This window comes from Streptomyces sp. CB02058 (assembly GCF_001905505.1).
Taxonomy (GTDB): Bacteria; Actinomycetota; Actinomycetes; order Streptomycetales; family Streptomycetaceae; genus Streptomyces.
Genome location: NZ_LIPG01000004.1, coordinates 366,384 through 388,383, shown reverse-complemented (window position 1 = coordinate 388,383; position 22,000 = coordinate 366,384). Strand labels below are relative to the sequence as shown.

19 protein-coding genes are annotated in these 22,000 nt (G+C 71.1%); 11 read left to right on the top strand and 8 right to left on the bottom strand.

All coding sequences use genetic code 11. The annotated features are described in order from the left end of the window. Positions 1–126 precede the first annotated feature (126 nt). The 5 genes from AMK10_RS22320 (at position 127) to AMK10_RS22300 (ending at position 3,346) form a co-directional block, all read left to right on the top strand. Positions 127–546 (top strand): DUF6221 family protein, encoded by a 420-nt coding sequence (locus AMK10_RS22320; protein WP_073749674.1) that lies wholly within the window; start codon positions 127–129, stop codon positions 544–546. Between the two features lie 108 nt (positions 547–654). Further along, positions 655–891 carry a hypothetical protein gene (locus AMK10_RS22315; protein ID WP_107428477.1) on the top strand — a complete coding sequence of 79 codons (237 nt, stop codon included), beginning with the start codon at positions 655–657 and terminating at the stop codon, positions 889–891. Between the two features lie 342 nt (positions 892–1,233). Further along, a complete protein-coding gene (locus AMK10_RS22310) occupies positions 1,234–1,761 on the top strand; it encodes a lamin tail domain-containing protein (RefSeq protein ID WP_073749673.1) in 528 nt (175 codons plus the stop codon). Between the two features lie 213 nt (positions 1,762–1,974). Further along, positions 1,975–2,472, top strand: coding sequence for a peptidylprolyl isomerase (locus tag AMK10_RS22305; protein WP_073749672.1), 498 nt, complete (start codon positions 1,975–1,977; stop codon positions 2,470–2,472). A gap of 157 nt (positions 2,473–2,629) precedes the next feature. After that, on the top strand, positions 2,630–3,346 hold the full coding sequence (locus AMK10_RS22300; protein ID WP_073750148.1) for a ribonuclease H family protein: 717 nt from the start codon (positions 2,630–2,632) through the stop codon (positions 3,344–3,346). Positions 3,347–3,364: 18 nt separating this feature from the next. Here AMK10_RS22300 and AMK10_RS22295 read toward each other — a convergent pair whose 3' ends face one another. Further along, positions 3,365–3,883 (bottom strand): ATP-binding protein, encoded by a 519-nt coding sequence (locus AMK10_RS22295; protein WP_073750147.1) that lies wholly within the window; start codon positions 3,881–3,883, stop codon positions 3,365–3,367. A 202-nt stretch (positions 3,884–4,085) separates the two neighbouring features. On the opposite strand from AMK10_RS22295, the gene AMK10_RS22290 reads away from it, so the two are divergent. The 4 genes from AMK10_RS22290 (at position 4,086) to AMK10_RS22275 (ending at position 7,649) form a co-directional block, all read left to right on the top strand. After that, positions 4,086–4,943 (top strand): helix-turn-helix domain-containing protein, encoded by an 858-nt coding sequence (locus tag AMK10_RS22290; RefSeq protein ID WP_073749671.1) that lies wholly within the window; start codon positions 4,086–4,088, stop codon positions 4,941–4,943. Positions 4,944–5,084: 141 nt separating this feature from the next. Then, entirely contained in the window at positions 5,085–5,342 is a 258-nt protein-coding gene (locus tag AMK10_RS22285; RefSeq protein ID WP_073749670.1) for a WhiB family transcriptional regulator, read from the top strand. Between the two features lie 41 nt (positions 5,343–5,383). Further along, positions 5,384–5,722, top strand: a complete 339-nt coding sequence (locus AMK10_RS22280) for a YkvA family protein (RefSeq protein ID WP_073749669.1) — start codon at positions 5,384–5,386, stop codon at positions 5,720–5,722. A 37-nt stretch (positions 5,723–5,759) separates the two neighbouring features. Beyond that, the gene (locus AMK10_RS22275; protein ID WP_073749668.1) at positions 5,760–7,649 is read left to right on the top strand and encodes a rhamnogalacturonan lyase; all 1,890 of its coding nucleotides are present in this window, start codon (positions 5,760–5,762) and stop codon (positions 7,647–7,649) included. 161 nt (positions 7,650–7,810) lie between these two features. Here the strand turns inward: AMK10_RS22275 and AMK10_RS22270 are convergent, their stop codons facing one another. The 6 genes from AMK10_RS22270 to AMK10_RS22245 form a co-directional block, all read right to left on the bottom strand. After that, positions 7,811–8,674, bottom strand: a complete 864-nt coding sequence (locus AMK10_RS22270) for an alpha/beta fold hydrolase (protein WP_198959763.1) — start codon at positions 8,672–8,674, stop codon at positions 7,811–7,813. Between the two features lie 323 nt (positions 8,675–8,997). Then, positions 8,998–9,459: a MarR family winged helix-turn-helix transcriptional regulator gene (locus AMK10_RS22265; RefSeq protein WP_073749667.1), complete on the bottom strand. Its 462-nt coding sequence runs from the start codon at positions 9,457–9,459 to the stop codon at positions 8,998–9,000. Next, a complete protein-coding gene (locus AMK10_RS22260) occupies positions 9,456–10,175 on the bottom strand; it encodes a class I SAM-dependent methyltransferase (RefSeq protein ID WP_073749666.1) in 720 nt (239 codons plus the stop codon). The genes AMK10_RS22265 and AMK10_RS22260 overlap by 4 nt, the downstream gene beginning before the upstream one ends. A gap of 142 nt (positions 10,176–10,317) precedes the next feature. Next, positions 10,318–11,223: an alpha/beta hydrolase gene (locus tag AMK10_RS22255; RefSeq protein ID WP_073749665.1), complete on the bottom strand. Its 906-nt coding sequence runs from the start codon at positions 11,221–11,223 to the stop codon at positions 10,318–10,320. A 96-nt stretch (positions 11,224–11,319) separates the two neighbouring features. Beyond that, positions 11,320–11,880, bottom strand: coding sequence for a quercetin 2,3-dioxygenase (locus tag AMK10_RS22250; RefSeq protein WP_073749664.1), 561 nt, complete (start codon positions 11,878–11,880; stop codon positions 11,320–11,322). A gap of 158 nt (positions 11,881–12,038) precedes the next feature. Then, entirely contained in the window at positions 12,039–12,770 is a 732-nt protein-coding gene (locus AMK10_RS22245; RefSeq protein WP_073749663.1) for a VOC family protein, read from the bottom strand. A gap of 226 nt (positions 12,771–12,996) precedes the next feature. Between AMK10_RS22245 and AMK10_RS22240 the strand changes: the two genes are divergently transcribed. Together AMK10_RS22240 and AMK10_RS22235 are read left to right on the top strand one after the other, a co-directional pair. Then, positions 12,997–15,432 carry a GH92 family glycosyl hydrolase gene (locus AMK10_RS22240; protein WP_073749662.1) on the top strand — a complete coding sequence of 812 codons (2,436 nt, stop codon included), beginning with the start codon at positions 12,997–12,999 and terminating at the stop codon, positions 15,430–15,432. Between the two features lie 172 nt (positions 15,433–15,604). Beyond that, positions 15,605–18,943 (top strand): LamG-like jellyroll fold domain-containing protein, encoded by a 3,339-nt coding sequence (locus tag AMK10_RS22235; protein WP_073749661.1) that lies wholly within the window; start codon positions 15,605–15,607, stop codon positions 18,941–18,943. Positions 18,944–19,622: 679 nt separating this feature from the next. Here AMK10_RS22235 and AMK10_RS22225 read toward each other — a convergent pair. Beyond that, a complete protein-coding gene (locus tag AMK10_RS22225) occupies positions 19,623–21,974 on the bottom strand; it encodes a glycoside hydrolase family 2 (RefSeq protein ID WP_073749659.1) in 2,352 nt (783 codons plus the stop codon). Between the last annotated feature and the right edge of the window lie 26 nt (positions 21,975–22,000).

Sequence of the window (22,000 nt, the reverse complement as noted above, 5' to 3'; positions counted from 1 at the left end):
TGATCACCGCCCCGGGCTGCGGTCCAGGCGCCCCGGTGAGGCATCCTCTGCTGGTCGGGCAGAACGGGTCCGCGTCGGTGAACGGAGATCCGCCGCGGTCTGTGACGGAGAAGGATTCGGAACCAGATGGCAGACAACACGGACCTCTTGGCCTTCGTGCGGGCGCGCCTCGCGGAGGAGGAGCTCATCGCGCGGGAAGCCGGCGGAGACGGCTGGCGCACCCCGGCCGAGGCGCCCGGCGAGGTGCACGACCGGACGAGCGGCATCGCGTTCGTCGTACGGTCGCGGGGCTACGACCGGCACATCGCCTTCCAGGACCCGGCGCGCACCCTGCGCCGTATCGAGACCACCAGGGTGCTCCTGGACGAGTACGAGGAGATCGCGGTCCTGGACACCGACCGGCCCGCCCAGGACTTCAGCTCGGGCCGCGCCGTCGGGCTCGGCTTCGTCGTCCGGCAGATGGCCGCCGAGCACGCCGGGCACCCCGACTACCGGGTGAAGTGGCTGCCCCGCTTCTCGCACTGGGGCCCGCCGTCCGAAGCGTGACGGTCCGGTCCGGGCCAGGTGCCCACCAGCCGGAGTGAGTACGGGGGAGCGGCCCGTCTGAGTACCTGGCCCGATGCCGCCGCCTGCCGTCGGCGGTCGAATGGGGTCATGGTCCGCATCGCGCCGCCGCGCCCCCGTATCCAGAAGAACCTGACCAGCGCCGGATCGGCGCTGGCCGTCACCCTGCTCCCGCTGGCCGTCGGCGTCCTGCTGGCCAGGACGATGGCGCTGGATCCGATGACGCCGGTGAACGCGCTGGTCACCAGCGGCGGGCAGCGAGCCCGGATCGCGCCGTCCCGCTGGGTCCTGAGAGCTCGAACGCGCGAGCTTCTATCCCGACGGTAATGGAACGCCTGTCCAGGCAAGCGCTCTCGCTTCTGTTACACGGAAATGGGCTTCCCGGGCTTCGGCGCCCGGGGGAGCGGAGCGGGTGTGAACGGGGCGCTCCGACCAGGCGAACGGCCAGCCGAAAGGGTCGGTGCAAGGATCAACGGTTGACAGGTCTACGACCGCCGGAATCCGTGTCGAATGCAGCCGCGTGTGACAGAAATGTCCGCACTTTGTCACACGAACCAGGGCACCTTTCGGCCACCTCGAAAGCGGGACAAAGTTTGCGTTCTCGGCACGACGCCGGGGTCGGAAAAACGCCCGGCACTCCATTCCGGGCCCGCATGATGAGGGGTTTCCATGTCCCGTTCCGCACGACGGATCACCGCCACCGTTCTCGCCACCGGCGCCCTGCTCGGCGCCGCGGCCCTGCCGGCCACGGCCGACGGCCGGGACCACGACCGTGGCCGCGACCGCCAGCGCTCGGCGATCGTCCTCGGCGAGATCCAGTACGAGAGCCCCGGCCGCGACAACGGCTCCAACCGCAGCCTGAACGCGGAGTGGGTCACCGTCACGAACACCAGCCGCCACTCCGTGAACCTCCGCGGCTGGACGCTCACCGACGAGAGCCGCCGCTCGTACACGTTCGACCTGCGGCTGGCCGGCCGCTCCTCCGTCCGTGTCCACACCGGCGTGGGCCGCGACACCCGGCACGACGTCTACCAGGACCGCCGCAACTACGTGTGGGACAGCCGTGACACCGCGACCCTCCGTGACAACCGGGGCCGCAAGATCGACTCCGAGTCCTGGGGCCGGCACCGTGACGGCGGCCACCGCGACGGCGGTCGTGACGGCGGTCGTGACGGCGGCCACCGCGGCAACCGCTGAACGGCGGGGCCGGGGGGAAGCGGCGTTCCCCCCGGGCGCCCTGCCTGAGCGACCGGCCTGAGCGTTCTCCCTGAGCGATCGGCCCGAATGACCGGCGTACCACGGCTCACCCCCGTGGTACGCCGCGTTCGTTTGCGCCGCCTTGCGGCTCCGGGGCCGCGTGGGGGCGGGGGCTGTGCAACGGGAGGCGTCCGGTGATGTCAGGATGGACCCATGACCATCAAGGCGTATTTCGACATCAGCATCGACGAGAAGCCCGCTGGGCGGATCGTGTTCAACCTTTTCGACGACGTTGCCCCCAAGACCGTGGAGAACTTCCGCGCGCTCGCCACCGGTGAGAAGGGCTTCGGCTACGCCGGCTCGCCGTTCCACCGCGTGATCCCGGGCTTCATGCTCCAGGGCGGAGACTTCACCAACGGCAACGGAACCGGCGGCAAGAGCATCTACGGCGAGAAGTTCGCCGACGAGAACTTCACCCTGAAGCACAACAAGCCGGGGCTGCTCTCGATGGCCAACGCCGGCCCGAACACCAACGGTTCGCAGTTCTTCATCACCACCGTCCTCACGCCGTGGCTCGACGGCAAGCACGTGGTGTTCGGTGAGGTCGCCGACGAGACCAGCATGGAGCTCGTCCGCAAGATCGAGTCGTACGGCTCGTCCTCCGGCCAGACCAAGGCCGGCATCGCCGTCTCCGCGTCCGGCGTTATCTGAGGTCTTCCGTCCGGGCCGGGGCACGCGGGCCCGGCATGATCTGACGCGAGGCTTCGGGTGCACACGCCGCGGGCCCCGGCCGCTCTCTGCGGTCCGGGGCCCCCGCGCGTTCACGGGCCCGTCGGGACCGGCCCCGCGGGCTGGCATGATCGTGGGCATGAACGAGCGCATCATCGCCGCGTGTGACGGGGCATCGAAGGGCAATCCGGGACCTGCCGCCTGGGCGTGGGTCGTGGCCGATGACCAGGGGAACCCCCAGCGATGGGAGGCGGGCCCGCTCGGCACGGCCACCAACAACGTCGCCGAGCTCACCGCCCTGCTGGAACTGCTGAGGTCCACCGACCCCGCCGTCCCCGTCGAGGTGCGGATGGACTCGCAGTACGCGATGAACGCGGTCACCAAATGGCTCCCGGGCTGGAAGCGCAACGGCTGGAAGACGTCGGGCGGCAAGCCGGTCGCCAACCGCGAGCTGGTGGTCGGTATCGACGAGCTGCTGGCCGGGCGCAGCGTGGAATTCCGCTACGTGCCGGCGCACCAGGTGGACGGTGATCCGCTCAACGCGCTGGCCGACCAGGCCGCGAGCGAGGTCGCCGTGTCCCAGCAGGCCGCGGGCACCGCGCACGGTACCGCCGCGCTGCCGGTTCCGGCCCCCGCCCGCTCGGCCAAGGGCAGAACGGGCGCCTCGCGCGGGGGATCCACCCGGTCCGGCGGAACGGGCTCCGCGGGCGCCGGCGGCGGGTCCGCCCGGTCCGGCGCGACGATCAGGGCGAAGTTCGCGGGCCGCTGCCAGTGCGGGAAGCCTTACGCGGCCAAGGACATGATCGCGAAGAACGCGAGCGGCTGGGGCCACCCGGAATGCCGGGCGCTCGCCTGAGGCGACCGCCCCGGGCGCTCAGATGTCGGCCCAGACCAGCCGGCCGGACATGCTGGTGCGGGTGCCCCACCGTGAGGCCAGCGCGTCCACGAGCATCAGGCCCCGCCCGTCCTCGGCGACCGAGGTGAGGCTGAACCCTTCGTGCCCGTCCATGCCCTCCGGCACGGTCGCGGCAACGGGCCCCGGGCCCTCCGTGCCGTCGTGAGCGCCGGGGCCATGAGACCCGTCGCCCGCGGCGCGGTGCCGCTCAGGGCGCGCCGCTGCGTGGCGGGTGTGCGGCACGGCCGGGTCCCTCGGCCGGGGCAGTGGCTGCCCGTGCCGCAGACGGCGGTTCCACACGCAGATGCGCACCCGGCCGGGGGTCCGCAGCAGGCGGCACCGGATCCGCCGGCCCGTGGTGTGCTCCACCGCGTTGGCCACCAGCTCGGTCACCACCAGGGCCGCGGTCTCCACGCGGTCGTCGGGCTCTCCCCAGCTCCGCATGGCTTGCTGCACGCGGTGCCTTGCTTCGGGGACACTCCGGGGGAGGCGGGGAATCCACCAGCTCTGTGCGCTACGACCGCCCGAGCCCTCCGGGGTGAGACGCGCGCACGCGACTATTTCCGACATGTACGTACTCTCCGTGCAAAGTGCATACTTTGCAAGAGACAGAATGACCAAATAGTTCCGGATAGTGTCTGAATCTGTGCTGCGTCTGCCTGAAACTCGCCCGTTTCGGCGCGCCGAGAGAGGTACGTGGATGAGGCCCCGATCCGGCCCCACGGTCGAGCACCGTGTCCTGGCGGCGCGCCTGCGCCTCCTGCGGGAACGCGCGGGCATCAGCCTGCAGGCCGCTGCCGTGGCACTGGGTGCCCACCCCGCGACCGTACGCCGGATCGAGCGTGCCGAGACGGGGCTCGACGCCCACCAGGTCCGGGTGCTTCTGGAGCGCTACGGGGTCTCCGACGCCGAGGGCGAGCCGATCATGGCGGGCCTGGCCGCCGCGAATCTGCCCGGCTGGTGGCACCGGTGGCGGGACACGATGCGCCCGTGGCAGCAGGAGGTCATCGGCATCGAATCCAGCGCCCGGCTCGTCCGGACCTGGCACCCCGCGGTGGTCCCCGAACTGCTGCGCACCCCGGCCTACGAGGCCGCCCTCTGCCACGCCCTGTTCCCGGCCGAATCCGGTGCGTGGCGCGACCGCCGCGTCGAACTGCTGGGGGAGCGGCAGCGCCGCCTGGAGGAGCGCGGGGCCGTCCTGTGGGCCCTGTTCCCCGCAGCCGCCCTTCACACCCGGGTCGGCGGCCCCGCGGTGATGGCCGGGCAGCGGGCCGTACTGGAGGAGGCCGCCGACCGCCGGCACCTCACGGTCCAGGTGGTGCCCCTCGGCCACCCGCCGCACCCCATGACCGGAGTCCCGCCGCTGCACCTGCTGCGCGTACAGGCCCCGGAGATCGGCGACCGCGCGGTCCTGGAGATCCCCGGGAGCCGCGTGGACATCATCGACGAACCCGCCGCCGTCATGGACTACCGCATCAGGCTGGACACCGCCTGCGCGTCCGCCCCGCACCCGGGCACGCCCCTCCCGGCCGGCCGGGAGAATCCCGGAAACCTTTGAAGAACGGTCCTGTTGGGGTTTCGAACGCCCGGAGACGGTCACGCGCACAGTGCGCGACTCACGCAACGCACGGAACACAGAGCGACGAAGCGGGAACCGCCGCGTCGGCGGGCCCGTCCCGTACGAGAAGGAGTGAGCGACATGGACAACTGGCGCACCCACGCGGCATGCCGCGAGGAGGACCCCGACCTGTTCTTCCCCATCGGCAGCAGCGGCCCGGCACTCGTGCAGACCGAGGACGCCAAGGCGGTCTGCCGGGCCTGCCCCGTGCGGGAACAGTGCCTGGAATGGGCTCTGGAGAACGGCCAGGACGCAGGTGTGTGGGGAGGCACGGACGAGAACGAACGCCGTGCCCTGAAGCGCCGCCGCTCCCGCCGCCAGGTCAGGAGCCACGGATGACGCCTCCCCGCTCCGGACACCCCGCCGGGAGAGGATGAGCCATGGACACCTGGGTCTGGCTCCTCATCGGCGCGATCGTCCTGCTGCTCCTGGCGGGTGTCGCCGCGGTCCTGCTGGTACGGGTGATCCGTGCCAGGAAACTGCTCATGGACGCCGGAATCCCCCTGCGCGACAAGGCGCTGGTGTGGGCGGCCGTGATCTACACCGTGTCGCCCGTCGACCTCCTGCCGGACCCCGTCTACCTCGACGACATCGGCTTCCTGCTGCTCGCCCTGCGCTCGCTGCACGCCGCGGCGCACACGGCAGGCGTGGGGCGGGGCCGGAACGCCGTGACACGGAAGGAACCTGGCGGCAACCTTTCGGCTTCCGGGAGCAACTGAGGGGGCGTAAGCCATCCCCTGCCAGAAGGTGCCTCCCGTGGAGCCTCTGCTTACCCGACCCGATTCCCGCCCCCCTCGCAGACGCCGCATCACCCGCACCCGCGCGCTGGCGGCCGGGCTGCTCGCCGCCGGCGGGCTCGTCGCCCTCGGCCCAGCCTCGCAGGCCGCCACCGCCCGGCAGGCGGAGGCCCTCGACCGCGGCGTCGTGAGCGTCCACACCGACAGCGGGAACCTCGTCAGCTGGCGCTGGCTGGGTACCGACCCCGACAACGTGTCGTTCAACGTCTACCGGGCCGGCACCAAGGTGAACGCCTCGCCGGTCACCGCGTCGACCAACTACTTCCACTCGGGCGCGCCCGCCACCGCCGACTACACGGTGCGCGCGGTCGTCAACGGCGTGGAACAGGCCGACTCCGTGCACGCGATCCAGTTCCGCGCCGGATACAAGGACGTGCCCATCAGCCCGCCCGCCGGCGGAACGACACCCGACGGGGTCTCCTACACCTACGAGGCCAACGACGCTTCCGTGGGCGACCTGGACGGCGACGGCGCCCTCGACTTCGTCCTGAAGTGGCAGCCCACCAACGCCAAGGACAACTCCCAGTCCGGCTACACGGGCAACACGATCATCGACGGCATCCGGCTGGACGGCACCAGGCTCTGGCGCATCGACCTGGGGCGCAACATCCGTTCCGGGGCGCACTACACGCAGTTCCAGGTGTACGACTACGACGGGGACGGCCAGGCCGAGGTGGCTACGAAGACCGCCGACGGCAGCGTCGACGGGGCCGGCAAGGTGATCGGCAGCTCCTCCGCGGACTACCGCAACTCCTCCGGCTACATCCTGTCCGGCCCCGAGTTCCTGACGATGTTCAACGGGAAGACCGGTGCCGCGATGGGCACCGTCGACTACGTCCCCGCGCGCGGCACGGTGTCCTCCTGGGGCGACTCGTACGGCAACCGGGTCGACCGCTTCCTCGCCGGCACGGCCTATCTGGACGGCGCGAGGCCGTCCCTGATCATGGCGCGCGGCTACTACACGCGCAGCGTCATCGCCGCCTGGGACTGGCGCAACGGAGCCTTCACCCGGCGCTGGACCTTCGACACGAACAGCTCCACCAACACCGGCAAGGGATACGACGGCCAGGGCAACCACCAGCTGTCCATCGCCGACGCCGACGGTGACGGCAAGGACGAGATCATCTACGGCGCCATGGCCGTGGACGACAACGGCAGCGGACTGTGGACCACGAAGAACGGCCACGGGGACGCCATGCACGTCGGGGACCTCGATCCCTCCCGCGCGGGCCTGGAGGAGTTCAAGGTCGACGAGGACAGCTCCAAGCCGTCCTCCTGGATGGCGGACGCCAAGTCCGGCCAGATCCTGTGGTCCACCCCGGCCAGCGGGGACAACGGGCGAGGGGTGTCCGGCGACATCTGGTCCGGCAGCGCCGGTGCGGAGTCCTGGTCCTCCGCCGTCTCCGGGGTACGCGGCCCGAAGGGTGACGTCGTCACCAGCCGCAAGCCGTCCAGCTCGAACTTCCTGTCCTGGTGGGACGGGGACACCACCCGCGAACTCCTCGACGGCGACCACATCGACAAGTACGGCACCTCCGGCGACACCCGTCTGCTGACCGGGGCCTCGGTCCACTCGAACAACGGCACCAAGGCCACGCCCGCGCTCTCCGGCGACATCTTCGGCGACTGGCGTGAGGAAGTGGTCTGGGCGACCACCAACAACACGGCACTGCGCATCTACTCCACGCCGCACGAGACCGGCACGAAGATCACCACACTGCTCCACGACACGATGTACCGCACGGCGCTGGCCTGGCAGAACACGGCCTACAACCAGCCGCCGCACCCCAGCTTCGCCATCGGGAGCGGCATGGCGACCGCGCCGCGGCCGGTCATCACGACGCCGTAGCCGGCACAGCGTCAGGCTTTCCGCTCAGGGACGGCGACTGCGGGAGATTGTCCCGCAGTCGCCGTTTCCGCGCGGGGAGCGGGTCGAACCCCTCGTACGGCGCGTGCGTGCACGTCTGCTTCGGCACGGTCACCGCCGCCGCGCTCCTGCTCCGGCTCCGATCACGAGTCCGTGGGCAGCAGCGCGGCGATGTCGCCCAGAACGCGGGCCGCCGGTGCCGGGTCGACCAGCCACTTCAGGTGGCTGCTGGTGAGCGTACGGACGTCGTAGGGATTCTCCGGCGTCAGCGCGTCGCCCTCGCGGATCATCCGGTCCTGCACGGCGAGCGGCATGCTGGTGTCCTCGGTGAGCCGGACGTACGACTTGGGGATCCGGCCCCAGGTGCCGGCCTGTGCGCGGTCGTCGGGCGTGCCGACGTCGAGGTTCTCGTCGGGCTGGAAGGTGTTGAGGAACACCATGAACTCCTCGTCCGTCCCGTCGGCGAGGAAGGCCGCCTTGAAGGCCGCGAGGGCGCCGGAGTCCGCCGTGCGGAAGTTGGAGCGCAGCAGCCCGAGCTCGGCCGGGTTGCCGATCATCCCCGAGGCCAGTCCCTTGAGGTCGACCGTGGCCATCTCGGGCTCGGCGTAGTAGGCGCCGATGTCGAGGTCGACGGGGCACCAGGCGGAGACATAGACGAGGTGATCGATCAGGTCGGGCCGCTGATTGGCCGCAACGGTGGCCGTCATGCCGCCGCGGCTGTGCGAGACGAGGATGACGGGCCCGTTCCGCCTGGCCCGCTCCAGTATCCCGATGAGGTGCGTGGCGTTGTCGGCGAGCGTGACGTTCTTGATGACCCCGGGCGCGGTGGCGAGCGCTTCGAGGTCCTGCGGCGCCTGGTAGGCGCGCGGGTACGTCGCCGCGAACCCGTGCCCCGGAAGGTCGACGGCGACGGAGCGGTGCCCGAGGAGGCCGAGTTCGGCCTGGAGCGGCGCGAAGGAGAAGGAGTTCGCGAAAGCTCCGTGAACCAGTACGAACGTCGGTTGCATCTGTCTGCTCACTTTCTGGCCTCTGCGGCGCCGGAGGCACGTGATCGCCGGTTCCGGCGACACGGACCGCCTCCCCGCCGGGGCCGGGGAACGGGTCGTCGACCGGCGGGGCACCTTCCTGCCGCGGAGACGCTCTCGTGCACGGGAAGCGCCGGCAGCCAAGCCCTTACGCCCGAGGGCGACTTGGGAGAGCTGCCGACCACCTGATGCTTCACGGTACTCAGTGAAAGATCATCCGCACCACTCGTACGCGTCATTCCGCTTGTGCACTTCGCTGCCCGCCCCGGACGGGAGTCCACTCCCGGTTGCCGGGCCGAACCGGATCAGCTCGCCCGCGTACGCGCGTCGCCCTGTGCCGGGGTGGGCGGTTCGCCCCAAGGGCGTTCCAGGATCTCGCGCAGCAGCCCGGCCTCAGGGCCGATGCGGTCGGCCAGGACGGACTCCAGCTCGGTCAGCATGAGCTGCGCCCGCGCGTGCGCCCGGGCGCCTTCGGGGGTGGTACGCACGATGCGGGACCGGGCTGAGGACGGATCGTCCGTCTGCTCCATCAGCCCCAGGCCGATCAGGCTGTGCACCGCTTGATGCGTCGTCTGACGGGTGACCCCCATCCGGCGGGCCAGCTCGGAGATCGAGGTGCCCTCCGGGTCGAGCGTCGCGAAGACCGCGGCCTGCGCGGCGGTCACGGGCTGCTCACCCGCGGCCCGCATCCCGGCGTGCAGGGCGTCGTCGAACCAGCGCTTGGCCTCGCTGAGGAGTTGGGGCATGTTCGGTGCGGCGTCGGTCATCGTTCCTCGTCGGCAGGCGGACCTCCGAGCATACGGTCCTGGCCCGGGGCGGGCGGCCGTCGGACCTGGTGCCACACGAGCGTGTAGCGCCAGAACAGGCGGCGGCGCAACCGGGCCCCGGGCAGCACCTCGCGCGCACCGCGCTCGATCTCGGCGAAGCTCATGGACGGGGGACGGGTGGGGGCGGTCATCGACGTGGGGCGGGCCACCCTGCGTCCCCTGTTCGTGATCAGGGCCATGGCGATGTTCATCGGGATCGCGGCCGTTCCCAGGACGTGGTCGCCGCGCGTCCGGGCCTCGGCGACCCCCACCACGACCAGAGTCCCGCCGGGCGCGAGGTGGTCGCGGAAACGGGTGAGCGTGCCGGAGAACGGCAGATGGTGGAGGGCCGCCACGCAGGTGATGACGTCGAACGGGCCGTCCGGCAGACCGGCCGCCGCGTCGTGGACGGTGAACACGACGGGCAGCGCGGGCGCGGTGAGATCACGCGCGCGGGCGACCACGTCCGGGTCGGCGTCGATGCCCTCGACCGACGCGGCCCGCGTGGCCAGGAGCCGGGCCAGGTCACCGCTGCCCGACCCCACGTCCAGTGCCGTGCCGAAGCGCGCGGGCAGGCGGCGCAGCAGCCAGCGGTGGTAGTGCGCGTTGTGGTCCCAGGGGCGGGCGGCATGGAAACGGTCGAGCAACCGGAGCACGCGGGACATCGATGTCGGCATGCCGGGATTCCATCACTCCGGGGCGCCCGGGGCAGGCGCTTGGGATGTTCGCCCGAAGTGCCGCTCGGCGGGCACGGCCCCGCGGATGAACGGTCAGCGGGTGCGCGCCAGGGCGAATGCGACCGAGCCCGCGGATGAACGGTCAGCGGGTGCGCGCCAGGGCGAATGCGACCGAGCCCTCGAAGCACTCGGTCACGGTCTCGTCCGGGACCCCCACCCACAGGTGCTGGGCCCCCTCGATCAGCCGCAGCTCCACCCGGGCTCCCGCCGAGCGCAGCGCGTCGGCCAGACGGACGCTCTGCCGGCTGGGTACGAGGGTGTCGTCGGTCCCGTGCAGCAGGAGGAAGGCGGGGGAGTCCGCCGAGACATGGGCGACAGGACTCGCGGACCTGGTCAGCTCCTCGTCGGCGGCGGGAGCGGCGCCCAGGAGGCGGGCCTCCCGGGTGGTCGGGTCGCCGGGGTCGAAGCCGCCGTCGTGGTCCTCCGCGAGGGCACCGAGATCACTGGGCCCGTACCAGCACACGCACCCCCGGACCGCTCCGTCCTCCGCCGAGGTCAGCGCGGTGAGCGCGGCCAGATGCGCGCCCGCGGACTCACCCCACAGGACGATCCGCGAACGGTCCACCCCGAGTTCGTCCGCGCGGACGCGCAGCCAGCGCAACGCGGCGGCGAGATCGTCCCGCTGGGCGGGGAAGTGCGCTTCGCTGCTCAGCCGGTAGTCGACGCACGCGACCGCGAACCCGGCCTGGACGAGCCGGGCGAACGGGCCGGGCCGCCAGGTGCGGAAACGGGGGCCCAGGTCGTCGCGCCGCCCCGTCCGCCAGCCGCCGCCGTGGACGAACACGATGACGGGGACGGGCCCGTCCGCCCCGGCAGGCCGCCACAGGTCCAGCTCCAGCGGACGGCTGCCGTCGGGCGCGGCGTAGACGGCACCGCGCAGGAGCTCCACCCCCGGCACGGGAGTCGCCACGGGCGGGAGGGCGAGGGTGGCGGGGTCGGGCGGTGCGAGGAGCTCGAAGGGGAAGGGCGGGAGACCGGATCGCGTCATGGAACGGACCTTTGCTGGCGGGAGGACGAGGACTTCCGTCGGCGAGCCGTCGGGGCAGGGACCCCCGACCGGCGCGCCGGCGTACGGAACGACAGGTCAGTCCTGGGTGCGCCACGTCTGCTCGGGCATGAACCGCACGTCGTACTCCCGCGGAACCGTGCCGAACTTGTGCGGTTCGGGGACGAACGGCTCGCGCGGCAGCGTCAGTTCATCGGTCGGCGTCCCGAGGTTCTCGAAGAAGCGCTCGAAGGTGCCGCCCGGGCCCGCCGCCACACCGATGATCTGGCTGTGGTGCCGCTCGATGCGGTAGGCGTGCGGGCAGTTCTTGGGTACGAACCCGAAGTCGCCGGTGGTGAGCAGCTTCTCGTACTGCTCACCCTCCTGGTCCTCGACGAAGAGCCGGGCGGCTCCGCTGCCGATGTAGAACACCTCGTAGGTGTCCGCGTGCAGGTGGGCCGGGATGATGTCGCCCTTCGTGCCTTCGACGGTGAAGAAGTTGAAGGCGTTCTCCGTCTGCTCCCCGCCGGCGTAGACGGTGACGAGGTCACCGAAGAGGTGGGCCCGGTCGCCCATGCCCTTCTCGATGAAGTACGGCTTGCCCGGCTCCGGGGGGATGTGTGAGCGGGAGCGGTACTGGGTGGCGTACTCCATGGTCATGGCGAACCTCCGGAATCGGCTCCGATTGAATTGTCAGGCTACCTGACGTTTGGGTCGGAGTGAAGGGTCGGGAAGCGGGGCGTCGAGAGGGGCGGGTGTCACGTGACGGCTCGGCCGTTCGCGTGGGCCGATGGCCGAGCCGTCGTGGTGGCGGGCGTCTACTCGCCCGTGACGGGATCGCGCCCGGTCAGGCAGTAGAGGCCCCCGGCGGGGTCCCGCATCACGGTCCACATGGCGCCGTCACGTACGAACTCCGCACCGTGCCGCTCGTGCAGAATCCTTTCGGCGGCCAGGTCGGAGCAGGCCAGATCCGGGTGGGCCGAGGCCGCGCGGGGCTCGTCCAGGCGCTGGACGAGCAGGCGGACCGGTGCGCCGAGGGGTGGGCGGAGCACATGGAACTCCGCGTAGGTGCCGGGGCGCGAGTCCCAGCCGGTCAGCTCCGTCCAGAACGCCACCTCGGCGTCGAACGCGGCCGGCGGCACATCCAGGCAGAGCTGGTCCAGCCTGCTCCTCACGCCCGTCGCATGCGTGAGCACCGGCGGACGGGTCCGCTGTCCGCGCCACGGGACGACGCAGAACGCCTGGCCCCCGGGGGAGCGCATCGCGGTCAGCTCCGGACGCGTGGGCCCGGCCGTGGCGCCGAGTCGCCCCGCTCGGTCGGTGAACGCGGCCGTGTCCTCCACCGCGAAGTCCGGATGGGCGCCGCCGGGCCCTCCGGACGCCTGCGTCACCAGGCAGGCATCCGCCCCGTCCGGGGACAGCGTGGTGAACTCGCCCCGCTCGCCCCAGGGTGCGGAGGGCCGTGTCCCGGTGACGGCGCCCCAGAACGCGGCGGTGCGTCCAGCGGCCGGGGCGGGGCGGTCGACGACGACGTACGTCCAGCGGATCATGATGCTCCTCCAACGGGGGTCCGGTCTGTCCCTGCGGGACGCATCGTGTCAGGAGCCCTTCTTCCAGGACGCGTTCACCACTCGTTCACCGCTCGGCACGGTCGGGGGCATTCCCCGGAACGCCCGGGGGATCTACGCTCGGCCGCAATCGATCAACGCTGCCCGAGCCGCGCGCTCCGAGTGGCCTTGACAACGTTGTCCCTCGCTACCGGAGGTATCCGAGACCATGCCCTCCAGACCGTCCGCGGCCCGACGGTTCGCCGCACGGGCCGCCGCCTTCGTCGTCACCGGCGCCCTCGCCGGGGCCGTCCTGCCCCCGGCCGCCCAGGCGGCCCCGCTCGTCGCGCACCCCACCGCCTACGTCGACCCGATGATCGGCACGGCGAACGGCGGCAACACCTACCCGGGCGCTGTCCGCCCGTACGGCATGATTGCCTGGTCGCCGACCAGCACCACGGGCGACCAGACGAGCACCGGGGCGGCCAACGGTTACGAGTACGGCGTGACCCGGATGCGCGGACTGAGCCTCACCCACGTCAACGGCGCCGGGTGCAACCCCGGTGCCGCGGGGGACGTGCCGATCATGCCGTTCGTCGGCGACGTCACCTCCTCGCCGTCCGCCGACACCAAGGACGCCGTCTACGCCTCGGGCTTCTCGCACGACAACGAGCGTGCCGTGCCCGGCCGTTACACCGTCGGACTCGACTCCGGCGCGACCGCGGACCTGGCGGTCAGCGAGCGCGCCGGCGTGGCCGACTTCGGCTTCCCCGCCGGCAAGCCCGCCAATCTGCTCTTCCGGGTGTCCAACTCCCTCAACGGGAGCGAGGACGCCGAGATCCGGATCGACGCCGCGCACCGCAAGGTGACCGGTTCGGTCCTCACCGGGGCGTTCTGCGGCCGACGCGCCAACGGAGGCACGAACAACCGCAAGAGCTACTACCGGCTCTACTTCAGCGCCTCCTTCGACCGGGACTTCGCCACCACCGGCACCTGGCGCGACGGCACGCTCGCACCGGGCGCGACCAGCGGAAGCGGCGGCGAGGGATACGCCACCGGCGCCGACCGCGCGGGGCGGGGTTCCGGCGGCTGGGTCGGATTCGACACGACCGAGGACGACGACGTCCGGATGCGGATCGGCATCTCCTACGTCAGCCAGGCGGGCGCCGAGGCCAACCTCCGCAAGGAGATCGCACCCAGGGCGAGCGTCGACGACGTGGCACGGGCGGGAGCCGGTGCGTGGGACCGGGAGCTCTCCTCCGTACGCGTCGGAGGCGGCAGCGACGCGCAGCGCACCTCCTTCTACACCGCGCTGTACCACTCGCTGATGCAGCCGAACCTGATCAGCGACGCCGACGGCCGCTACCCGGGCATGGACGGCGAACCGCACAAGGTGACGCGCGGCCAGAAGGCGCAGTACAGCAACTTCTCCGGCTGGGACCAGTACCGCGCCCAGATCCAGCTCCTCGCGCTCCTCAAGCCGAGGATCGCCGGCGACTTCGCCCAGTCCCTGTACAACTTCGCCCGGCAGAACGGCGGCGTCTGGGACCGCTGGGTGCACATCAACGGCGCCACGCATGTGATGACCGGTGACCCCACGGCCGCCACCCTCGCCACGTTCTACGCGATGGGCGTACGCAACTTCGACTACGAGGGTGCCTTCGAGTCCCTCGCCCGCCAGGCCACGGTGCCTCACCCGGACGGCCTTTCCGACGCGGGCTGCCCCGGCCAGTGCACCGGGCAGCGGCCCAACCTCGCGCAGTACCTGGAGTTCCACTACGCGGCCCAGGACGTCTGCCACTGCTGGGGCGGGGCCGCCGAGACGCTGGAGGACGCGGTCGCCGACGCGGCGCTCGGCCGGTGGGCCCGGCTCCTCGGGCGCGACGAGGAGGCCGCCGCCTTCGAGGAGCGCGGCACCTGGTGGCGCAACGTGTTCAACCCCGCGGCCGGTGACGGCGCGGGGACCACCGGCTACATCCAGGCGCGCAACCTCGACGGATCCTGGGTGACCCCGTTCAGCCCCGGCAGCGACCGGGGCTTCGCCCAGGGGACCAGTGCCACCTACACCTGGATGGTTCCGCAGGACGTACAGGGTCTGGCGGAGGCCATGGGCGGCCGGGACGTGGCGGCGAAGCGGCTGGACGGCTTCTTCCACAAGGCCGACGGCTCCTGGTCGGTCAAGGGCGGCGACGCCCTGCGCTACGACCCGACCAACGAGCCGGGCATCCACGCCCCGTGGCTCTACAACGCGCTGGGGCAGCCCTGGAAGACCCAGGAGACCGTACGCGAGATCGTGGACACGGTGTACGGAACGGGCCCGCGCGGCCTGCCCGGCAACGACGACCTCGGCACGATGTCGGCCTGGTACGTCTTCTCCGCCCTGGGCGTCTACCCGCAGACGCCGGGCAGCGCCACCCTGCTGCTCGGGGCGCCGCTCTTCGCGTCCGCGGTCCTGGACAGGCCGCAGGGCGGTGACATCACCATCAGCGCCCCGGAGGCCGATGCGACACATCCGTACATCGACGCGGTGACGGTCGACGGGCGGACGAGCGACCGGTCCTGGACGGACGCCCGACTGGTCACCCGGGGAGGTGCGTTGACCTACCGGCTCGCGGACCGGCCGAACACCTCCTGGGCCACGGGACCTGCGGGTCTTCCTCGGTAGCACGTCCACGAGACCTGGTCCGGCACCCGGCGGGCGGCGCGCGGCCGCTCGCCGGATCCGGCATGCCCGGCGCCGGGAGCGAGCCGGGTCTCATTTTTCTATCGTTGAAAATTCTCCGTGCACGACCGTTGTCAGGTGTTTGGAGCTGTGGCTCAATGTTCGACTATGTGCAGTGCTCCGCGGTCCGGGGCACTCCGGCTTCTTCGACGAGGACGACGCCTTGATACGACAACTAGCCCGCCCCCGCACGCTCTTGAGAACGCTCGCCTGTACGGCGGCGCTGCTGATGCCCGTCGGGGCCACCATGGTCCCCGCCGCTGCGGCAGCCCCCGCGACGGTTCCTTCCGCGGGTGCCGCCGCCGGCAGGACGTTCGCCGCGGAGGACCCCTCCACCGAGGTGCACGGACTCAAGGGTGAGTACTTCGCCATGTCCGCCCCGGGCGCCCGCGACTTCGCGACGCTCGGTGCGGTGGCGCTGGACCCGGACATCAACTTCCCCGGCCTTACCGGTGCGTTCGAGTCGGCCACCGGGAAGACCGAACACACCACCGCGCGCTGGACGGGGCAGATCGCGGCCCCGGAGGACGGCGACTACACCTTCTCCGCCATCGGTGACAACGGCTTCCGGCTCTTCATCGACGACAAGCCCGTCATCGACCACTGGGTGCCGGACTGGGACAAGGAGCAGACCAGCGCGCCCGTCTCCCTGAAGGCCGGTGAACAGCACACCTTCCGGCTGGAGATGTTCCAGGACACCGGCGGGGCGAACATGTTCCTGCGCTGGTCGAGCGCGAACCTCGCCAAGCAGATCGTCCCCGAGTCCGCGTTCACCCCGCCGGCCGACTTCGAGGTCTACCCGGTCGGGCTGACCGTCGCGGAGGACGGCCTGAAGGTGCAGGCGACCTTCGACCACGAGGTCAGCGGCATCGAGGACGTGAAGGGTCACCTCGCCATCGAGGCGGACACCACGCCGATGCCGGTGAAGTCGGTCGTCAGGGCCTCGAACAACCGCAAGGCGCTCATCGTCACCCTGGGCGGAGCCGTCCAGAAGAACCAGCAGGTCAGGTTCGCGTACGACGGTAAGGGCGGGCTGAAGAACGGCGACGAGACCGTCCCGGAGATCAGCCGCAGGGCGAAGAACCTCTCCACGCACCGCCTGCTCACCCCGTGGGGCGAGAAGCTGGACAAGAAGAACCCGCTGCCCGAGTACCCCCGCCCGCAGCAGGTGCGCGACGACTGGAAGAACCTCAACGGCCCGTGGGAGTTCGCCGGAGCCACCGCCGGTGAGCAGCCGGTCTTCGGCAAGTCCCTCGACGAGCGCATCACCGTGCCGTTCCCCGTGGAGTCCCAGCTCTCCGGGATCGAGCGTCACGAGGACCACATGTTCTACCGCAAGCTCGTCACCGTGCCCAAGAGCTGGTCGGTCGGCAAGCGGAGCGGCGACGACCGTCTGAAGCTCAACTTCGGTGCGGTCGACTACCAGGCGCGCGTCTGGGTCAACGGCAAGCAGGTCGCCGAGCACACCGGCGGCTACACGGCCTTCACCGCCGACATCACGGACGCCCTCAAGGGCAGCGGCCCCCAGGAGATCGTGGTCGCGGTCACCGACACCACCGGTGCCGACCAGCCCACGGGCAAGCAGTCCGCCAACCCCGGCGGCATCTTCTACACCGCCTCCTCCGGCATCTGGCAGACCGTCTGGCTGGAGCCGGTCGCTCCCGCCGCCGTCGACTCCCTGAAGACCACCCCGGACATCGACAAGGGCCGCCTCGCCCTGACGGTCAACTCCGAGGACGCCTCGAAGTCCGCCCGTGTCACCGCCGTCGCCCGGGACAAGAAGGGCAAGGTCGTCGGGACCGTCAGCGGTCCCGCCAACAGCGAGCTGAGCCTCCCGGTCGCCAAGCAGCACCTCTGGACGCCGGACGACCCGTACCTGTACGACCTGGAGGTCACCCTCAAGGACGGCCGCTCCAAGGACACCGTCGACAGCTACTTCGGGATGCGCTCCTTCGGCATCGCGAAGGTCGGCGGCTACCAGAAGCTGGTGCTCAACGGGAAGCCGTTCTTCTCCCTCGCCCAGCTCGACCAGGGCTTCTACCCCGACGGTCTGAACACGCAGCCCAGCGACGCGGCCCTCGTCTTCGACCTGAAGGCGCAGAAGGACCTCGGCTTCAACTCCGTACGCAAGCACATCAAGGTCGAGCCGGCGCGGTGGTACTACCACGCCGACCAGCTCGGGCTGCTGGTCTGGCAGGACTTCGTCTCCGGCAACATCACCGGCGAGAAGGGCCAGAAGGCCTTCCTCGACCAGGGCGCCGAGATGATGGAGCAGCTGCACAACTACCCCTCGATCGGCGCGTGGATCGTCTTCAACGAGGGCTGGGGCGAGTGGGACCGCACCGAGACCGGAAAGATCACCGAGAAGGTCCAGGCCGCCGACCCCTCCCGTGTCGTCAACGCCCACAGCGGTGTCAACTGCTGCAACTCCAAGGGTGACAGCGGCAAGGGCGACATCATCGACCACCACGACTACAACAACACCGACCCCGCCTTCCCGGACGCCAACCGCGCGGCGATGGACGGTGAGCACGGCGGCTTCACCCTCCGGATGCCCGGAAACATGTGGCCGGGTGCCCCCACCGCGATCTACAGCGGCGTCGCCGACAAGGACGCGCTGACCGCCAAGTACGTCGACAACACCCGTACGTACTACCTGGACGCGGCCCGCGCCGAGCTCTCCGGCTCCATCTACACCCAGGTGACCGACCTCGAGAACGAGCTCAACGGTCTCTGGACGTACGACCGCCGAGAGATCAAGGTCGACCCCGCGAAGGTGCGGAAGATCAACCAGGAGGTCATCGCCGCCGGCGCCGCCGCGGACGAGCGCGACGAGATCAAGGGCGGCGGTGCCTGGTCCCTCGACGAGAACAAGGGGACCACGGCGGCCGACAGCGGTCCGAACCACAAGGACCTCACCCTCTCCGAGGGGACGTCCTGGGCGCCCGGCGTGCAGGGCTCCGCACTGAAGTTCAACGGCGAGGGCCAGTACGCCGAGACCGACGGCCCGGTCGTCGACACGACCGGTGACTACACCGTCTCCGCCTGGGCGTCGCTGGACGCGCTCCCCGGCAACTACGCGACCGTCGTCAGCCAGGACGGCCGGCGCCAGGAGAACCCGTTCTATCTCCAGTACGGACAGGGCGCGTTCGCCTTCTCCACCCCGGGTGCCCACCGCGCCCGGCTGGAGATCGAGCCCGAGCTCGGCCACTGGTACCACCTCGTCGGCGTCCGCAGCGGTGACGAGATCAAGCTCTACGTCGACGGCGTGCCGGCCGCCACCGCGGCTGCCGGCACCGCCGACGTGAGCTCCGGCGCACTGTCCGTCGGCCGTGCCAAGTGGTCCGGCGGCAACGTCGACTTCTGGAACGGCTCGGTCGACCAGGTGAAGGTGTTCGACAAGGCGCTCACCGACCAGGAGGTGACCGCGCTCCACGACGGCGAACAGCCGTAGGGAGCATCCCCCGCAGGACCGCTCCCGGCAGTGCGCGCACGCGCCGCGCTGCCGGGAGCTTTGCGCTGTCCCCAGGCCTCGCCGCTCGGTGCGCTCCGAGTCCGGAGGGGGCGGGCGGGCGGATGAGCGCCGGGCCGGCCTCCTCGGTCTGGGTCCGCAGAGGCACGGCACCCGGTCTCAACGGCCCCGTGGACCGCCCGCCCCGGGCACCCGAGCCGACTCCCCGGAGGCCGGCCACGGGTCCCTGCGGGCCAGCGCCTCACTCAGGGGTATGCCGGACCTGGAGGAGAGCACGAGGCGCGCACGCAGCTCGGCACGCGTGCGGGGGCGGAACCCGGGCTCCCTGCCGCACCCGCACGCGGACCGGCCCTCGTAGCGCAGCCCCTGCCCCAGTACCGCGGCGACGATGGACCACGCCCGCACATCCCGGCGGGGCGGCGCGGCGAAGTCGTGCCCCGCACACAGGAGAGGCAGGGAGCAGTTGGGGCACGTGTGCCGTCGCGCCGGGTCCGGGTGCTTCTTGAAGCTGACCCGGCAGGGCACACAAGCGTAGTGGAGCTTGTACGAGGTCTCCGCGTAGACGCACGCCCGACCGGCGCAACGAGAGCGGGCCCGGGGGCGGCGCGGGGTGCGCCGCCACCGGGCCCGCCGGTGCGCTACTGCGTGTCAGGGCGCCGGATCAGGGAGCCCAGGGCGAGTCCACCGACCAGGTCGTGTCCTCGGTGAAGGTCGCCGGGTTGTCCCATGCGTGACCGCCGCCCGGGGTGGCGAGCCACACCTCGGAGCCGATGTGCCGCAGATAACTGCCGGGCAGGTTCGCGCTGGAGAACCTCACCCCGCCGCTGCCCGCGACCGCGCACCAGGTGGCGTCGGCCTTGAAGAGCGCCGAGCCGTCGTTCGCGTCGCGGCGGACCCGGAAGTCGCGGTGCCTCAGGTACTCACCGGGGTAGTTGCGGGACTCCAGCGAATAGCAGTTGCCGTTCGCCAGGCCGGCGACGACCTTCCAGGTGGCGTCGCTCTTCAGCAGCGCGCTGCTCGCGCCGTCGACGACCGCGGTGTAGGCGAGCGCCTCGGAGTGCCGCAGGTACTTGTTCGTGTGACCGGGCGTGGTGACCCGGAGCGACTTGTACTGCCCGGTGGGCAGCGTGACCGGCGGGGCGGGCGTCTTCGACGCCTGGATGAGGGCCTGGTTGGCGGCCTTCACCCGGGCGGTGTCGACCTTGACCACCTGACGGTCGTAGGTGAGCAGCCCGTTCGCCTCGTTCTCGACGTCGGTGATCTCCGTGTAGACGGAGGCGGAGAGCCCGGCCGGGAGCTGCCCGACGCGGATGGCGTCCAGAAGCCCCACGAAGCGGTTGTTCAGCGCGGCGACGCTCGCCTGGTCCTCGTAGCTGAAGCCGCCGCCCGGGTACCACTCATGGCCGGAGACCTTGTACCCGAGGCCGCCGAACTCGCCGAGCACGGCGGCCCTGGTCGCGGTCGGTGCCGTGTTGCCCGGGCCGACGTAGATGTGGTTGTCCACCACGTCCCCGTTGCCGCCGTCCACGGAGCCGCAGCAGTTGACCCCGCTCATGTTGTTGACCAGCCGGGAGGGATCGTAGGCCTTGACCTCGTTCGCGATCCTGGCCTGGTCGTACTGCCCCCAGCCCTCGTTCTGGTTCACCCACATGACGAGCGAGGGCGAGCTGCGGTGCTGGTCGATGACCGCGTGGTACTCCGCCTCCCACTGGGTCCGCGCCGCGCTGTCGGGAGTCTTGCCGGTGTCCATCGCCGGCATGTCCTGCCAGACCAGGAGGCCCAGCTTGTCCGCCCAGTAGAACCAGCGCTGAGGTTCGACCTTGATGTGCTTGCGGACCATGTTGAAGCCCAGGTCCTTGTGCGCCTGGAGGTCGTACTTGAGCGCCGCGTCGGTCGGCGCCGTGTAGATGCCGTCCGGCCAGTAGCCCTGGTCGAGCGTGCCGCTCTGGAACACGAACTTCCCGTTCAGGACGGGGCGCAGGATGTTGTCCACCTTCGCGATCGCGATGGACCGCATGCCCGCGTAGCTGCCCACCGTGTCCACCACGGTCGTGCCGTCCAGCAGGTCGGCGCGTACGTCGTAGAGGAACGGGTCGTCCGGGCTCCACAGCCGGGGGTTCGGCACGGGTACCGAGATGTCGCTGCCGGGTGCCCCGGTCGCCGTACCCACGACCGTCCCGCCGCTGGAGACGGTGATCCGGGCGGTCCTGCCGCCCCCCGAGGCCGCCTGCGCCTTCACGCGCAGGGTGCTGCTGCCGAGGTCCGGTGTCATGTCCAGCCGGGTGATGTGCGACGCGGCGACGGGCTCCAGCCAGACCGTCTGCCAGATGCCCGAGGCGGCCGTGTAGAAGATGCCGCCGCCCGCGTGCGGGTTCACGTCGTTGATCCGTTGCTTGCCGACGGCCTGCCCGCCGGTCTGCGTCGGGTCGTACACGGAGACGACGACCGTGTTCGTGCCGCCGTTGAGCTGCGGGGTGATGTCGTACGAGAACGAGTCGAAGCCGCCCTTGTGGGCGCCGACCTGGGTGCCGTTGACCCAGACGGTGCTCTGCCAGTCGGACGCGCCGAAGTTGAGCACGGTCCGGCGGCCGTTCCAGTTCGACGGCACGGTGAAGGTGCGCTTGTACCAGAGCTTGTCGTTCTCGGTGATCTTCCGCTTGATCCCGGAGAGCGAGGACTCCGCGACGAACGGGACCCGGATCTGCTCGGAGAAGGACGCCGGCTGCCCCGCGTCGCGGCCGGTCACCGCGAAGTCCCAGATGCCGTTGAGATTGGTCCAGTCGGGGCGGGTGAGCTGGGGGCGCGGATATTCGGGAAGCGGGTTGTCGACGGAGACCTGGTTCGTCCAGGGCGTCGTCATCGGCGCCGGCTTCGGGGTCCAGGCGGCGGGCGCGGCGGCGGCCGGAGCCGTGCCGGCACCCACCAGTGCGGTGGCGATCAGGGCGAGCAGGCCGGTGCCGGCGGTTAACCGTCTCCACCAGGTGCTGCGGCGTGGCGCGGGTGCGGTGGTCATCGCGGATCTCCTTGTGGGAGGGAAGA

Coding starts and splice junctions, on each gene's coding strand:
- AMK10_RS22320 (WP_073749674.1), top strand. CDS start 127: ATGGCAGACAACACGGACCTCTTGGCCTTCGTGCGGGCGCGCCTCGCG.
- AMK10_RS22315 (WP_107428477.1), top strand. CDS start 655: ATGGTCCGCATCGCGCCGCCGCGCCCCCGTATCCAGAAGAACCTGACC.
- AMK10_RS22310 (WP_073749673.1), top strand. CDS start 1,234: ATGTCCCGTTCCGCACGACGGATCACCGCCACCGTTCTCGCCACCGGC.
- AMK10_RS22305 (WP_073749672.1), top strand. CDS start 1,975: ATGACCATCAAGGCGTATTTCGACATCAGCATCGACGAGAAGCCCGCT.
- AMK10_RS22300 (WP_073750148.1), top strand. CDS start 2,630: ATGAACGAGCGCATCATCGCCGCGTGTGACGGGGCATCGAAGGGCAAT.
- AMK10_RS22290 (WP_073749671.1), top strand. CDS start 4,086: ATGAGGCCCCGATCCGGCCCCACGGTCGAGCACCGTGTCCTGGCGGCG.
- AMK10_RS22285 (WP_073749670.1), top strand. CDS start 5,085: ATGGACAACTGGCGCACCCACGCGGCATGCCGCGAGGAGGACCCCGAC.
- AMK10_RS22280 (WP_073749669.1), top strand. CDS start 5,384: ATGGACACCTGGGTCTGGCTCCTCATCGGCGCGATCGTCCTGCTGCTC.
- AMK10_RS22270 (WP_198959763.1), bottom strand. CDS start 8,674: ATGCAACCGACGTTCGTACTGGTTCACGGAGCTTTCGCGAACTCCTTC.
- AMK10_RS22265 (WP_073749667.1), bottom strand. CDS start 9,459: ATGACCGACGCCGCACCGAACATGCCCCAACTCCTCAGCGAGGCCAAG.
- AMK10_RS22260 (WP_073749666.1), bottom strand. CDS start 10,175: ATGCCGACATCGATGTCCCGCGTGCTCCGGTTGCTCGACCGTTTCCAT.
- AMK10_RS22255 (WP_073749665.1), bottom strand. CDS start 11,223: ATGACGCGATCCGGTCTCCCGCCCTTCCCCTTCGAGCTCCTCGCACCG.
- AMK10_RS22250 (WP_073749664.1), bottom strand. CDS start 11,880: ATGACCATGGAGTACGCCACCCAGTACCGCTCCCGCTCACACATCCCC.
- AMK10_RS22245 (WP_073749663.1), bottom strand. CDS start 12,770: ATGATCCGCTGGACGTACGTCGTCGTCGACCGCCCCGCCCCGGCCGCT.
- AMK10_RS22240 (WP_073749662.1), top strand. CDS start 12,997: ATGCCCTCCAGACCGTCCGCGGCCCGACGGTTCGCCGCACGGGCCGCC.
- AMK10_RS22225 (WP_073749659.1), bottom strand. CDS start 21,974: ATGACCACCGCACCCGCGCCACGCCGCAGCACCTGGTGGAGACGGTTA.